The following is a 14,353-nucleotide window of genomic DNA, read 5'->3' as shown; positions in this document are numbered from 1 at the left end:
TTAAACCATGACATTAAAAGAGTTATTGGTTGGTTTCGCCACCCAGGTACGCAGTATTTGGATGATAGGGCTTCATGCCTTCCATAAACGCGAAACAAAAATGTATCCGGAAGAACCGGTTTATTTGCCACCCCGTTACCGTGGGCGCATCGTTCTGACGCGTGACCCTGACGGTGAAGAGCGTTGTGTTGCCTGTAACCTGTGTGCAGCTGTCTGTCCGGTGGGGTGTATCTCCCTGCAAAAAGCCGAACATAAAGACGGTCGCTGGTATCCGGAGTTTTTCCGTGTCAACTTCTCACGCTGCATTTTCTGCGGACTGTGTGAAGAAGCCTGCCCGACTACGGCTATCCAGTTGACACCGGATTTTGAACTGGGTGAATTCAACCGTCAGGATTTGGTGTATGAAAAAGAAGACCTGCTGATTTCCGGGCCGGGTAAATACCCTGACTATAACTTTTACCGTAAGTCAGGTATGGCGATTGATGGCAAAGACAAAGGCGAAGCCGACAATGAAGCCAAACCTATCGACGTTAAAAGCCTGTTGCCATAAGGAGCGATATTCATGGAATTTGCATTTTATATCGCAGGGTTGATTGCCATTCTGGCAACACTCAGGGTAATAACGCACACCAATCCCGTACATGCGTTGCTGTACCTGATTATTTCCCTGCTGGCGCTTTCAGTCGTGTTCTTTTCTCTGGGCGCTTATTTTGCTGGTGCACTGGAAATCATCGTTTATGCCGGGGCGATCATGGTGTTGTTCGTCTTTGTTGTGATGATGCTGAACCTTGGCAAATCAGTCGCTGATCAGGAAAGACAATGGCTGAAGCCGAGAGCCTGGATTGGGCCTGTAATCCTTTCGGCCATTTTACTGGCTGTCCTGATCTTTGCTATTCACAGCCTGCCTGAAGCTGCAATCAGTGGCGAAGTAGTCAGTGCCAAAGAAGTGGGCATTAGTCTGTTCGGCCCTTATGTACTGGCAGTCGAGCTGGCATCCCTGCTATTACTGGCCGGGCTTGTAGTGGCTTACCACGTTGGTCGTGAAAGTCGTCAGGGTGAAGTACTCAGCAATCGTGTGGAGGACCAATAATGATACCTTTGGAACATGGTCTGATTCTGGCGGCTATTCTGTTTGCAATGGGTTTCACTTGCCTGATTATCCGTCGTAATCTGCTATTTATGCTGATCGGGCTGGAAATCATGATCAATGCTTCAGCGCTGGCATTTATTGTTGCCGGTAGCTATTGGCTCCAGCCTGATGGTCAGGTGATGTACATTCTGGCTATTACACTGGCAGCCGCCGAGGCGAGTATCGGTCTGGCTCTGTTACTACAGCTATACCGTCGTCGCCAGAACCTGAATATTGATATAGTCAGTGAGATGCGCGGATGAACTTACTCTATTTAACAATTCTGTTGCCACTGCTGGGATTTTTGCTGCTGGCATTCTCCCGCGGCCGCTGGTCTGAAAATCTGTCAGCGACCGTTGGAATCGGTTCTGTCGGGTTGGCCGCATTGGTGACTCTTTGGGTCGGGATGGATTTCCATACTCAGAATGAAGCTGGTGGGTTTGTCTATAGCCAGACATTATGGAACTGGATGAGCGTAGACAGTTTCAGTATTCCGGTCAATCTGGTATTGGATGGTCTGTCATTAACCATGCTGAGTGTAGTCACCGGTGTCGGTTTTCTGATCCACACTTATGCTTCATGGTATATGCGTGGTGAAGAAGGCTATTCCCGTTTCTTCGCTTATACCAACCTGTTTATCGCCAGCATGGTGGTTCTGGTTCTGGCAGATAACATGCTGCTGATGTACCTCGGTTGGGAAGGGGTAGGGCTGTGTAGTTACCTTCTGATTGGCTTTTATTACAAAACGCCTGCCAACGGTGCTGCGGCAATGAAAGCCTTTATCGTAACCCGTGTGGGTGACGTATTCCTTGCCATCGGTATGTTTATCCTCTACGACCAGTTGGGTACGCTGAGCTTCCGCGAACTGGCGGTACTGGCACCGCAGCATATTGAAGCCGGTTCGACAGCAATCACATGGGCAACCCTGATGATTCTGGGTGGTGCAGTAGGTAAATCTGCTCAGTTGCCATTACAGACATGGCTGGCAGATGCGATGGCTGGCCCGACGCCGGTTTCTGCTCTGATCCACGCAGCAACGATGGTAACAGCCGGTGTCTATCTGATTGCCCGCAGCCATGCTCTGTTCCTGATGGCACCAGATATTCTGCATCTGGTGGGTATTATTGGTGCCGTTACCCTGCTGCTGGCGGGTTTTGCTGCACTGGTACAGACGGACATCAAGCGCGTACTTGCCTATTCCACCATGAGCCAGATTGGTTACATGTTTATGGCGTTGGGTGTACAGGCATGGGATGCGGCGATTTTCCACCTGATGACTCATGCCTTCTTCAAGGCTCTGCTGTTCCTTGCTTCTGGTTCGGTCATTCTTGCCTGCCATCATGAGCAGAACATTTTCAAAATGGGTGGCCTGAGCAAACGTATTCCGTTTGTTTATCTCTGCTTCCTGGTGGGGGGGGCTGCCTTGTCTGCCCTGCCGTTGCTGACAGCAGGCTTCTACAGTAAAGACGAAATCCTGTGGGGCGCGCTGGCAAATGGTCATATGAACCTGATGCTGGCAGGTCTGATAGGTGCATTGATGACCTCTCTGTATACCTTCCGCATGATCTTCATTGTGTTCCACGGGAAAGAAAATACCAAAGCGCATTCAGTTAAAGGTATTACCCATACGCTGCCGTTGTCAGTGCTGCTGATATTGTCCACTTTTGTTGGTGCGTGGATTGAACAACCGCTGGCAGGTGTTCTGCCGGGTAACGGTGCAGAAGGGCATGACGGCAAGATGACGCTGGAGATTGTTTCCGGTGTGGTTGCTGTGCTGGGTATTTTACTGGCTGCCGCGTTGTACCTTGGTAAACGGAGTTTGGTCAATGCAATTGCCAACAGTGCTCCGGGGCGTTTCTTCTCAACATGGTGGTTCCATGCCTGGGGTTTTGATGCTCTGTATGACTGGGTATTTGTGAAACCATTCAAAGGTATTACACAACTGTTACGGAATGATCCTCTGAACTCACTGATGAATATCCCTGCAATATTGTCACGTTGGGGCAATAAGGGACTTGGTTTGAGTGAGAACGGACAGGTTCGTTGGTACGCTACCTCTATAGGGTTGGGTGCAGTGCTGGTTTTAGCTCTGCTGCTTTTGGTTTAATTAAGGGACACATTGCGCCATGCTACTACCTTGGCTAATTCTTCTGCCCTTCATCGGAGGCCTGCTGTGTTGGCAGGCAGAACGCTTCGGCACCCGTGTGCCGCGTTGGATAGCGTCTCTTGCGATGGGGCTGACTCTGCTGCTTTCTCTGTACCTCTGGATGCAGGGAGGCTATACGCTGACCAACCCACAAGGCATTCCACAGTGGCAATCAGAATTTATGATGCCGTGGATACCGCGCTTTGGCATCTCCATTCATTTGGCTTTGGATGGTTTGTCACTCTTGATGGTCGTCCTGACTGCGCTGCTGGGTTTAATGGCAATTCTTTGTTCGTGGAACGAAAACCAGCCGTATCAGGGTTTTTTCCATCTGAACCTGCTGTGGATCCTCGGTGGCGTGATGGGCGTATTCCTTGCCATTGACCTGTTCCTGTTCTTCTTCTTCTGGGAAGTGATGCTGGTTCCGATGTACTTCCTGATTGCACTTTGGGGTCACAGAGGATCACAGGGCAAAACCCGTATTACGGCAGCGACGAAATTCTTCATTTATACTCAGGCCAGCGGTCTGGTGATGCTGATTTCGATTCTGGCACTGGCATTCATTTACCACGATGCAACCGGTGAGTGGTCATTCAGCTATGAAAAACTGCTGGATACCCCGATGTCACATACGGTTCAGTATCTGCTGATGCTGGGATTCTTCATCGCGTTCGCTGTGAAAATGCCTGTTGTACCTTTGCATGGTTGGTTGCCGGACGCTCACAGTCAGGCACCAACGGCAGGTTCTGTTGACCTCGCGGGGATTTTGTTGAAAACAGCGGCATATGGCTTGTTGCGTTTTGGTTTGCCTCTGTTTCCTCAGGCTTCTGCGGAATTTGCACCAATCGCGATGTGGCTGGGTGTCATTGGTATCTTCTACGGTGCATGGATGGCTTTCAGCCAGACCGATATCAAACGTCTGATTGCTTACACCAGTGTTTCGCATATGGGCTTCGTTTTGATAGCTATCTATACCGGCAGCCAACTGGCTTATCAGGGTGCAGTTATCCAGATGATTGCCCACGGCTTGTCAGCGGCCGGGCTTTTTATTCTGTGTGGTCAGCTCTATGAACGCCTGCATACCCGTGATTTACGTCAGATGGGTGGCCTATGGGGACGAATTCAGCTGTTGCCGGCCATATCTCTGTTCTTTGCGGTAGCAACATTAGGTATGCCGGGCACTGGTAACTTTGTGGGTGAGTTTATGATCCTGCTCGGCAGTTTCGGTAAATTTACCCTGATTACTACGGTATCTGTGTTTGGTCTGGTTTTCGCCTCTGTATATGCTCTGTACCTGATGCAGAAAGCTCACTATGGTACGCCAAAATCTGATGAGCCATTGCCACGGATGGATGCACGAGAAATTTCCATTTTGCTGCTGCTGGGTGCCCTGTTGGTGATTCTTGGTGTTTATCCACAACCGATTCTTGATACTTCGGCTGCGGCAATGAGCAACATCCAGAATTGGTATTCAGCTTCACTTTTAACTACAAGGCCGTAATTCGCCATGACAATAACTTCTGAACAATTGATCGCACTGTTGCCGCTATTAATCGTCGGATTGACGGTGGTGGTTGTGATGCTGTCCATTGCATGGCGACGCGATCATTTCACTAACGTCACCCTGACGGTAATTGGCCTGAATCTGGCACTGCTTTCTCTCTATTTTGTCGGGCAACAGGAACCGATGGATGTCACTCCGTTGCTCCATGTGGATCGCTTTGCCATGTTCTATACAGCACTGGTGCTGATTGCGAGCCTTGCAACGACGACATTTGCCTATTCGTGGCTGGAAAATTATCCCGATAACAAAGAAGAATTTTATCTGCTGGTGTTGATTGCAGCTGCTGGCGGTATTCTGCTTTCTGCGGCCAATCATATGGCATCCTTGTTTATCGGTATTGAGCTAATCACTCTGCCGCTGTTTGGCCTGGTTGGTTACGCCTTCCGCCAGAAACGCTCACTGGAAGCGAGTATCAAATATATGCTGCTGTCTGCGGCGGCATCCTCGTTCCTGTTGTTCGGTATTGCTCTGCTGTATGCTGAATCAGGTGATTTGTCCTTCGCATCACTGGGCAGAAGCCTGAGCGACAGTAAACTCCATGAGCCGCTGGTTCTGGCAGGTCTGGGGATGATGATTGTCGGGCTGGGCTTCAAACTTTCCCTCGTTCCCTTCCAGCTTTGGACGCCGGATGTGTATCAGGGCGCGCCAGCACCGGTATCGACCTTTCTGGCAACGGCGAGTAAAGTGGCAATCTTTGCTGTTGTGATGCGCTTGTTTGTACAGGCACCTGTAACAGACAGTGAAACTCTGCGTATTGTACTAACAGTGATTGCAATTGCCTCAATCCTGTTTGGTAACCTGCTGGCACTGACACAGAGTAATATCAAGCGTCTGCTCGGTTATTCATCCATTGCACATCTGGGATATTTGCTGGTGGTCTTGATCGCTATTAAAGATCACAAACTAGCAGAAGAAACAGCCGGGGTTTATCTGGCTGGTTATCTACTCGCCAGCATTGGCGCATTTGGCGTGGTCAGCCTGATGTCCAGCCCATACCGAGGCCCTGATGCGGAATCACTGTTCTCCTACCGTGGTTTGTTCTGGCACAGGCCAATTTTATCCGCTGTCATGACTATTATGATGTTGTCATTGGCAGGTATACCGCTGACATTTGGTTTTATCGGTAAATTCTATGTTATCGCAACAGGTGTTGAAGCCAGACTGTGGTGGTTGACCGGTGCGGTAGTATTGGGAAGTGCGATTGGTCTTTACTTCTACCTGCGTGTGATGGTGAGTTTATACCTGCCAGCACCAAAAGCACTGAACCGTGATACCCCAAGAAACTGGGCCCGAACTTCTGGTGGTATTGTCGTGTTACTCACTGCGTTACTGGTCCTGCTCCTCGGTGTCTGGCCACAGCCACTGATTGAGATCGTCCAGCAGGCGAAAAGCGTCATGTAGGGTTTACTCTCAAGCAATGATATAAAGCCCCGGTTATGACTGACCGGGGCTTTTGAGTTTATTTATGCTGGATATATACAATAAATTCAGCACACAATTGGATTTAATTGTGTGCTGAAAATAATTCAAATTCTATCAGGGTATATTAAATAATAGGGAGAGTGTTGAATATCGTTCAGTTTTCACCATTTTGATGTTTTTGTCGTACGTGTTCTGCATATTTACCCCATGCGGCGTCTTCCTTTAACTTTTCAATATTTTTATCTCTCTGAGCAGGACTAGAAAAAGGATTAAAAGTACTCGATATTATCTGCAAAAAATTTGGTGTCTCTACCCAAGGTGGAGCAACGGGTTTACCATCAAGCCAAAATTGGATTTTTGCAGCAACTCTAGAATCTCCTCTATTCCTGAAAATCCACCTTAGCTCTTGTCCTGTTATGCTTTTCACCAAATCTATCCTAGCGGCCCAGTCTGAGCCAATTACATTACGAGGCACTTTGTTTTTGTTAATGAGACCAAGCATATCGATATCATCAAGTATGAAATGGACATAGATACCATTTGTAACTGCCCATGATAACCCACCTTTACTTTTTCTTCCGAAATCCTTGATGGCTACAGCCTCAAATTTTTCAACATAATCGCGTTCAGAATCACAGAGTGTGTTATTACGCTTATCAAATTTGTCCCAATACCTGGGATACCTACGATTTGTAGCTATATTATTATATTTACTAGGTAATTCATGTTTTAGGTGATTAAAAAAACTATTTTTATTTTCCTCATAGTTTGGATCATTAATATGTTTAGGTAGTTTAACACTTAGGGGTGGTCTAGTTTTTATTTCTTCTTCGATTATTTCTCTTTCAAGAAAATAATCATCTATAAAAATTGGCGGTACATTACTCTGATCATGGTGTTCTTTTGCATCACTAAAAGCAGGCATGTTGTCAATATATTTAGCTCTGCTATTATGTAATCCATATATCAAATCACCTACATGAAATCTATCTCTGAAAGGATGTTTAAAAGGCATATAACTACCCTTCTGTTATTTATAAGATATATTAAACATAGCAATGTATGGGAATAGTGCTTTAAACAATTGTTAAACATTAGTAATTAACTAATTTATTTAAGTTATATTTGTTATCATATAATATGTTAGTTTAGGAACTATCATAGTGTGTAATTATATTGACTTGATATATTATGAGATTTATTTTTTATTTGGTATGCTAATTATATTAAATTGTTACTGGGGTATGTATTTATAATGGAGTGAATGCTTATTCAATTGTATGTGTCGAACACTTATCTGGAATATTTAATTTAATATTATTAGGTATTGTGAATATTAAAATTCAACTTCAAGATGCGTATTGTATCTCTCCGTGATGCTGGAGAATATAAAGGTTTACTTAATATTACTAGTTGTAAATTGAAGTTTATCGAGTATATATTAAAATTAGAATCGAAATTATGTGACTTTAATAAAAAGAGAGTTTTTATTTATAATCTTAGAAATAGATTGGTGAGAGTAATGAAAGATTATATATCACGATTAATAAATTATCACTAACCGCAGTAACATGTAAAAAACAGTGTCAGAAAACTCTCTTCTTCACTGTAATACGAGCCAACAAAATTTTGTGGTTTAACCCTCAACCAGTTGGTAGGCAAGGCGATTATGCTGTTCAATAATGACAGGAACATCCACGGTAGTTACTTTACCGTCTTCAACTACGATGCGGCCGTTGATGATGTTGTACGCCACTTTACCCGGGTTACAGAACACCAGCGCTGAGACCGGATCGTGCTGTGCGCCTGCAAGACCAATGCCGTCAAGATTAAACACAGCAATATCTGCCATCATACCCGGAGCCAGCGCACCTATATCATCACGGTTGAGGTTTTTTGCGCCCCCAAGTGTTGCGATTTCCAGTGCTTCACGGGCAGTTAATGCTTCCGGGCCGAAACCTACGCGCTGTAATAGCAGCGCCTGACGTACTTCTGCCATCATATCTGAGCTGTCGTTAGAGGCGGAGCCATCGACTCCCAGCCCCACATGCATTCCTGCGTCCAGCATATGCCGTACTGGTGCGATACCGGAACCCAGACGCATGTTGGAACATGGGCAGTGTGCTACACCGGTGCCGGTACGGGCAAACAGCTTTATGCCGTAGTCGTCGAGTTTCACACAATGTGCGTGCCACACGTCGTGACCAACCCACTCAAGATCTTCCACATACTGAGCCGGGGTTTTGTTGAAGTTTTTTTTGCTGTAATCGATATCACTGATGTTTTCTGCCAAGTGAGTATGCAGTGAAACGCCGTGCGCTCGGGCAAGTTTTGCTGATTCACGCATTAATACTTCACTTACTGAGAACGGAGCACAAGGTGCAACCACGATGCGGATCATCGCACCGCGCTTAGCATCATGGAACTGCTCAATCACACGCAGGGTGTCTTTCAGGATAAATTTCTCATTCTCAACAAGGGAGTCTGGTGGCAGGCCGCCCTGTTTTTTCCCCATACTCATGCTGCCGCGGCAAGCGTGGAAACGCATTCCCATTTCTTGTGCTGCTTCAATACTGTGATCAAGCTTGATGCCGTTCGAGTAGATATACTGGTGATCGCTGGAAGTGGTACAGCCAGAAAGCATCAATTCAGCCATCGCCGTTTTGGTTGCCACTTTCATCATCTCCGGAGTCAGTTTTTCCCAGATCGGATACAGTGCGGTCAGCCAGGTAAACAGTTCGCCGTCTTGTGCCGATGGCACGACGCGGGTCAGGCTCTGGTACATATGATGGTGAGTATTAATCAGGCCCGGAATAACAATATGCCCTTTGAGATCGATAACTCTATCGGCTGTTTGCGGTACTTCGCTTTCCGTTCCGACAGCAACAATGATATTACCCTTAATAAAGACACAACCTCTTTTAATTTCTCGCCTATCTTTATCCATGGTCACAACCATGTCAGCATTTTTCAGTAATAGCGTTTTTCCGGTTGTTGGTATCGCACCGGGGGATTTATCTCCGATGAAATATGACACCAGTCTTTCTTTTGCAGAGGCGGGAAGTGTTGTGAATAAGGGAACCAGCAGCGGGGCTTTTACTAATAGGCGACGTAGTTGGTCAGGTTCTTTATCCTTCATGACTACTCCTAATTTTAATAAGAGACAATAAATCTTATTGTTTAATAGTGAGATGCATATTCTTCTTATTTTAGAAATCAAACTTTGGTTGGGGAGTTTGTTATTCCTATATTCTATCATTCAAGATACATTGAGCTGTATATCATGTTTTTCAATAATCATACAACAATAAATTCGATGTTTTTAAATGGTTTTGATTTTATTGAAATATTTACTGTGAATGTCGTTAATTTCATCAATGGTGGTTTTTTTTATAAGATGTGTTTTTTAGCCATGTGCTTAACTCACTAAATATTAAATTGTTATCTGGTGTTATATGTATTTATATTTATTGCATGTTGTTTCATTGAGGTTTTGTTTATTGTTAATGCAATATGATTTTCAATTTATTGATGGCTTTGCTATTTTTTCGTCATTCAAGGTTTAAATAATTAATTAAATTGAAAATGATGTCATGTCATGTCATGTCATGTCATGTCATGTCATGTCATGTCATTTTATTGCAATCCCACGTTTTTATGATTTTCAGGCCATGGTTTCAATTTATTGATAGTGATAGCTTTATGAAAAAATCATCTTTTCCAATTAAAATTCCACTCTATTATGTCAGGGGCGGGACGTCTACAGGTGTAGTTGTATTACAAAAATATTTACCAGAAAAAAGAGAATTAAAGGAAGAGATTCTTAGGCACATAATGGGTGTTCCTTTGCTAGGTACTGTTAAAGATAATACCCAATCACATGGATTAGGCCGAAGAGTGATTACCAGCAACAAAGCATTTATCATTGATATAGATGATAAATCTAAAAAAGTTATTAGTACGTTTGCCCAGCTTGAAAAAGATAGCAATACGATATCATGGGAAGTTAATTGTGGAAATATGACTTCATCAATACCATTGGTGATAAGAGGTTTACCTGAAGAGAAATTGCTAATGCCTGATGGCAGGCTAAATATTTATAACACTAATACGCGTAAAAATATTTTATGTTCAATGGCTAATGTGTCTCCTGAATATCAATTAACATCTATCCCCGGTGTTATTGGGGATTTTCCGGAAGTTCATGTTTTATTTGAGTCTCCAGCCTGTTCAAAAACATCATCGATTTTTCCTACAGGAAATTTAATTGATATATTTAATGATATTCCTCTTACTTGTATCGATGTTGTTGTACCCATGATCATTATCAATGCAAAAGATTTAGGGATCACTGGTTATGAAAGTGTCAAGGAAATTGAAAATAATACATTATTACAAGAAAAAATTTTGGCAATAAGATCAGGGATGGGGAAAAAAATGGGAATTATTAAGCATGATGGGAAATTAATGAATGAGGATGATTTAAAAAAATCTATAACTCAGCCCAAAATAGCGATTATTGCGCCTCCTGTAAATGGAGGTGATATCAGCATCAGATATCTTACTCCCAAAAATGTTCATTCATCGGTTGCTGTTTCGGGTGGTTGTTGTTTGACTGCTGCCAGTTGTTTTTCTGGAACTATTGCCAGTGATATCCATTATTCCCGCAACGGTAGTGATGATAATGCTACGGTACGTATTGAACATCTGTCGGGGATATCTGAATTCAGTATTATTCTTGATGGTGAAAATATAGCGTATGCAGGTGCTCAAAGAAATGCCCAAATTTTAATGGAAGGTGAGTTTTTTATTTACAATCCGAGTAATGAATTAGAAAGAGTAATGAGAAATATGTGTTACGGTTGATGAATTATCATCAACCGTAGGAGAATATGAATAATAAATTATTCTGAGCGACTATAACTGTTTCATATCTTTAAAAGTCGGCCCCTGAAAATAAATTGCACTGACATGGCAACTGCGGGGCTGGGTCAGAACAAACCGTATGGATTCCCATACCGAACGGCCATTCAACATTTGTTTACCCATTGTTGTGTGATCATCCAGAACTTCATCAAACCCATTAAGTTCAAAGTCGGGAGGGTATATCCCTGTCACGCGAATATTATCTTTACTTAACTGGTGTGAAATCGTGTTGCAGAAACCACTCATAGCATGTTTGGCTGCAAAAAAAGCCGGATGGGCGACAGAGCGGGTGAAGTTCGGGATACCACAGACCGATACCATCGCAATAATATCAGCTCCCTGAGACTGTCGCAGGCTTGGTAATAGCATTTTGGTTAATAACATGGAACCAGTCGCTCCAGAATTTATCGTGCTGATAATATCTTCATCACTATTATTCTCACTCAGATTACCCTCCAGCCATTGCGCAGCACTTAATATCAGAATATCGATGGGCTTACTGTCCTGTAGTAACTGATCGGCAAAATCGCGTACTGATTGTGCATCACTGATATCGCACTCATAGCTTCTTGCGACTCCTCCTTCATTCTGAATAATTTCACAGGTCGCTTCAGCACTTTTTAATTGGCGAGCACAGAGGTCAACATGGGCACCTTCCCGTGCCAGCCAGACAGAAATAGCCTGCCCAAAATCACGCCCCCCACCTGTAACCACAACTCGCTTGCCTTTTAACCCATTTGGTCTGTTTAACGCGTTTAACATGATGTTAACTTCCTTATGTTAGTTATTAACCTGAATGAGAAATCGTTGCACTATTAATTAAATACTATTAATGAATTACACGAAAAATGAGGTTAATGTTTTTTGTTTTCAACTTATTAGCTATTGATGTTATTAATTTGTTAATGCCATTTTTTGTATAACTCTCTATAAGTACAGTTGGTCTGATTTTTATGTTAAGGTGATCATGAACGTAAAAATTGAGTAAATTATGAACACAAAATGTTTGCGTGGCGGGTAACTCCTGATGGGGTTATTTAATTTTATTAAAATTTCGACAAAATTTTTTTGAATGATATAGGAGATAGTGTCGGACACTAATTTTTGAAGGATGAGTATGAGTCAAGATAATACTGGACAGGTAGAAACGAAAACTTACATTAACCCACCAGTCTTTTTCTTCTCGGCATTTTTGATCATTGCATTGGTCGCATTTGCTGGTTTGAAACCAGAGCTTGCCGATAGGTGGTTTAAATCTTTGCAGCAAGACTTGTTTGTTAATGCTAGTTGGTTTTATATCCTTGCCGTTGCGTTGATTTTACTTTCAGTGACCTATCTGGGGTTATCCAGATACGGCAATATCAAGCTTGGCCCCGATCACGCTGAACCCGATTTTAGTTATTTTTCCTGGTTTGCCATGTTATTTTCTGCGGGTATGGGTATCGGGCTGATGTTCTTTGGTGTTGCTGAGCCGGTGATGCACTACCTGTCACCACCGGTGGGTACTCCTGAAAGTATTGCCGCAGCTAAACAGGCTATGCAATTAACTTTCTTCCACTGGGGGCTACATGCCTGGGCGATCTATGCCATTGTGGCTTTAATTCTGGCATTTTTTAGTTATCGTCATGGATTGCCTTTAACCCTGCGTTCAGCGCTGTATCCGATTATTGGCGATAAAATTTATGGGCCGATTGGTCACACGGTAGATATTTTTGCCGTTATCGGGACGGTATTTGGTGTTGCGACATCTCTGGGCTACGGCGTTCTTCAGGTGAATGCAGGCCTTAACCATCTATTTGGCCTGCCTATTAATGAAACGGTACAAGTTATACTGATCATTGCGATCACTGCTCTGGCGACTATTTCTGTTGTTTCCGGTCTGGATAAAGGCATCCGGATTTTATCCGAAGTGAATTTAGGTCTGGCTGTACTCTTGCTTGTGTTGGTCGTCGCTTTAGGGCCAACCGTGCTGTTGCTGAAATCCTTTGTGGAAAACACCGGCGGATACTTTTCTGAAATTGTCAGCAAAACATTTAACTTGTATGCCTATGAACCTAAGTCCAGTAACTGGCTGGGGGGATGGACATTACTGTATTGGGGATGGTGGTTATCCTGGTCTCCGTTTGTTGGCATGTTTATCGCCAGAGTCTCCCGGGGGCGGACAATCAGGGAATTTGTAACTGGTGTTCTGTTTGTACCCAGTGGTTTTACCTTGATGTGGATGACGGCATTCGGTAATAGTGCTATCGACCTGATCGCCAATAAGGGAGCCAAAGAATTAGCTACTGTCGTACAGACAGATGTTTCTCTGGCCCTGTTTAATTTCCTGGAATATTTCCCTCTGCCGATGGTTTTGTCATTTATTGCAATGGTAATGGTGGTGATGTTTTTTGTTACTTCAGCAGATTCCGGGGCAATGGTAGTTGATACACTGGCATCTGGTGGTGCTCATCATACACCTGTCTGGCAAAGAATTTTCTGGGCGGGATTAATGGGCGTTGTGGCTATCGCCCTACTGGTTGCAGGAGGATTATCGGCTCTGCAAACGGTAACCATTGCCAGTGCGCTTCCTTTTTCAATTGTGGTATTAATTTCGATATATGGCTTGCTTAAAGCATTACGGATTGATGCCTATAAGAAAGATAGCCAACAGATGACGACGATAGCGCCTACGGCCAGCCGTAATCCGATACCGTGGCAGCGTAGGTTAAGAAATATTGTCTATTATCCTAAGCGATCGCAGGTAAAACGTTTTATGAGCGAAGTTATCCAGCAGGCTATGAGCATGGTTGCCGGAGAGCTGGAAAAACAAAATAAAGCGGTTTTGATTAATGATGAAGCTGAAGATCGCATTCATCTGGAAGTAGACTTTGGTGAAAATATTAGCTTCGTTTATGAAGTACGCTTACGGGGTTATATTCAGCCAGCATTTGCTCTTGCAGGTTTGGAAGATGAAGAAAAAATTGAAGAACAAAAATATTATCGTGCGGAGGTTTACCTCAAAGAGGGCGGTCAGGATTACGACCTGATGGGATGGACGCAGGAGCAGATCATCCACGATATTTTGGATCAATACGAAAAACACATTCACTTTTTGCATTTAGTCCGTTAGCCAATAGTGGCTATTTGTATGCGTTAATATAACCTGCTAATCCCCGAATTTTAG

Annotated in this window: 11 protein-coding genes; 8 read left to right on the top strand and 3 right to left on the bottom strand. The window is 43.9% G+C overall.

What is annotated here, in order from left to right; all coding sequences use genetic code 11:
* The first annotated feature begins 7 nt into the window (after positions 1 to 7).
* From nuoI to nuoN, 6 genes are read left to right on the top strand one after another with little or no spacing between them, the layout of a single operon-like run.
* Complete coding sequence (gene nuoI / locus AACS92_RS07700; RefSeq protein WP_099108384.1) at positions 8 to 550, top strand: NADH-quinone oxidoreductase subunit NuoI; 543 nt, start codon at positions 8 to 10, stop codon at positions 548 to 550.
* A gap of 12 nt (positions 551 to 562) precedes the next feature.
* The gene (gene nuoJ / locus AACS92_RS07695; protein ID WP_099108383.1) at positions 563 to 1,090 is read left to right on the top strand and encodes an NADH-quinone oxidoreductase subunit J; all 528 of its coding nucleotides are present in this window, start codon (positions 563 to 565) and stop codon (positions 1,088 to 1,090) included.
* The gene (gene nuoK / locus AACS92_RS07690) at positions 1,090 to 1,392 is read left to right on the top strand and encodes an NADH-quinone oxidoreductase subunit NuoK (protein WP_099108382.1); all 303 of its coding nucleotides are present in this window, start codon (positions 1,090 to 1,092) and stop codon (positions 1,390 to 1,392) included. The genes nuoJ and nuoK overlap by 1 nt, the downstream gene beginning before the upstream one ends.
* Positions 1,389 to 3,236, top strand: a complete 1,848-nt coding sequence (nuoL, locus tag AACS92_RS07685) for an NADH-quinone oxidoreductase subunit L (protein ID WP_099108381.1) — start codon at positions 1,389 to 1,391, stop codon at positions 3,234 to 3,236. The genes nuoK and nuoL overlap by 4 nt, the downstream gene beginning before the upstream one ends.
* A 19-nt stretch (positions 3,237 to 3,255) precedes the next feature.
* Complete coding sequence (gene nuoM, locus AACS92_RS07680; protein WP_099108380.1) at positions 3,256 to 4,776, top strand: NADH-quinone oxidoreductase subunit M; 1,521 nt, start codon at positions 3,256 to 3,258, stop codon at positions 4,774 to 4,776.
* 6 nt (positions 4,777 to 4,782) lie between these two features.
* The gene (gene nuoN, locus AACS92_RS07675; protein WP_099108379.1) at positions 4,783 to 6,240 is read left to right on the top strand and encodes an NADH-quinone oxidoreductase subunit NuoN; all 1,458 of its coding nucleotides are present in this window, start codon (positions 4,783 to 4,785) and stop codon (positions 6,238 to 6,240) included.
* A 175-nt stretch (positions 6,241 to 6,415) separates the two neighbouring features.
* Here the strand turns inward: nuoN and AACS92_RS07670 are convergent, their stop codons facing one another.
* On the bottom strand, positions 6,416 to 7,276 hold the full coding sequence (locus tag AACS92_RS07670; protein WP_099108378.1) for a hypothetical protein: 861 nt from the start codon (positions 7,274 to 7,276) through the stop codon (positions 6,416 to 6,418).
* A gap of 621 nt (positions 7,277 to 7,897) precedes the next feature.
* Positions 7,898 to 9,400, bottom strand: coding sequence for an 8-oxoguanine deaminase (locus AACS92_RS07665; RefSeq protein ID WP_099108377.1), 1,503 nt, complete (start codon positions 9,398 to 9,400; stop codon positions 7,898 to 7,900).
* 563 nt (positions 9,401 to 9,963) lie between these two features.
* Here AACS92_RS07665 and AACS92_RS07660 point away from each other — a divergent pair.
* A complete protein-coding gene (locus AACS92_RS07660; protein ID WP_193756837.1) occupies positions 9,964 to 11,127 on the top strand; it encodes a PrpF domain-containing protein in 1,164 nt (387 codons plus the stop codon).
* 51 nt (positions 11,128 to 11,178) lie between these two features.
* On the opposite strand, the gene AACS92_RS07655 is transcribed toward AACS92_RS07660, so the two are convergent.
* Positions 11,179 to 11,949: an SDR family oxidoreductase gene (locus tag AACS92_RS07655; RefSeq protein WP_099108375.1), complete on the bottom strand. Its 771-nt coding sequence runs from the start codon at positions 11,947 to 11,949 to the stop codon at positions 11,179 to 11,181.
* 355 nt (positions 11,950 to 12,304) lie between these two features.
* On the opposite strand from AACS92_RS07655, the gene AACS92_RS07650 reads away from it, so the two are divergent.
* Complete coding sequence (locus AACS92_RS07650) at positions 12,305 to 14,299, top strand: BCCT family transporter (RefSeq protein WP_099108374.1); 1,995 nt, start codon at positions 12,305 to 12,307, stop codon at positions 14,297 to 14,299.
* Positions 14,300 to 14,353 lie beyond the last annotated feature (54 nt).

The organism is Xenorhabdus sp. KJ12.1, assembly GCF_963876495.1.
In the GTDB taxonomy this organism is placed as follows: domain Bacteria; phylum Pseudomonadota; class Gammaproteobacteria; order Enterobacterales; family Enterobacteriaceae; genus Xenorhabdus; species Xenorhabdus stockiae.
The sequence above is the reverse complement of the archived record's forward strand: the minus strand, read 5'-3'. Positions and strand labels throughout refer to the sequence as shown.

What these genes read in the sequence shown, in the direction of transcription:
- nuoI (WP_099108384.1), top strand. Translation starts at nt 8, where the DNA reads ATGACATTAAAAGAGTTATTGGTTGGTTTCGCCACCCAGGTACGCAGT.
- nuoJ (WP_099108383.1), top strand. Translation starts at nt 563, where the DNA reads ATGGAATTTGCATTTTATATCGCAGGGTTGATTGCCATTCTGGCAACA.
- nuoK (WP_099108382.1), top strand. Translation starts at nt 1,090, where the DNA reads ATGATACCTTTGGAACATGGTCTGATTCTGGCGGCTATTCTGTTTGCA.
- nuoL (WP_099108381.1), top strand. Translation starts at nt 1,389, where the DNA reads ATGAACTTACTCTATTTAACAATTCTGTTGCCACTGCTGGGATTTTTG.
- nuoM (WP_099108380.1), top strand. Translation starts at nt 3,256, where the DNA reads ATGCTACTACCTTGGCTAATTCTTCTGCCCTTCATCGGAGGCCTGCTG.
- nuoN (WP_099108379.1), top strand. Translation starts at nt 4,783, where the DNA reads ATGACAATAACTTCTGAACAATTGATCGCACTGTTGCCGCTATTAATC.
- AACS92_RS07670 (WP_099108378.1), bottom strand. Translation starts at nt 7,276, where the DNA reads ATGCCTTTTAAACATCCTTTCAGAGATAGATTTCATGTAGGTGATTTG.
- AACS92_RS07665 (WP_099108377.1), bottom strand. Translation starts at nt 9,400, where the DNA reads ATGAAGGATAAAGAACCTGACCAACTACGTCGCCTATTAGTAAAAGCC.
- AACS92_RS07660 (WP_193756837.1), top strand. Translation starts at nt 9,964, where the DNA reads ATGAAAAAATCATCTTTTCCAATTAAAATTCCACTCTATTATGTCAGG.
- AACS92_RS07655 (WP_099108375.1), bottom strand. Translation starts at nt 11,949, where the DNA reads ATGTTAAACGCGTTAAACAGACCAAATGGGTTAAAAGGCAAGCGAGTT.
- AACS92_RS07650 (WP_099108374.1), top strand. Translation starts at nt 12,305, where the DNA reads ATGAGTCAAGATAATACTGGACAGGTAGAAACGAAAACTTACATTAAC.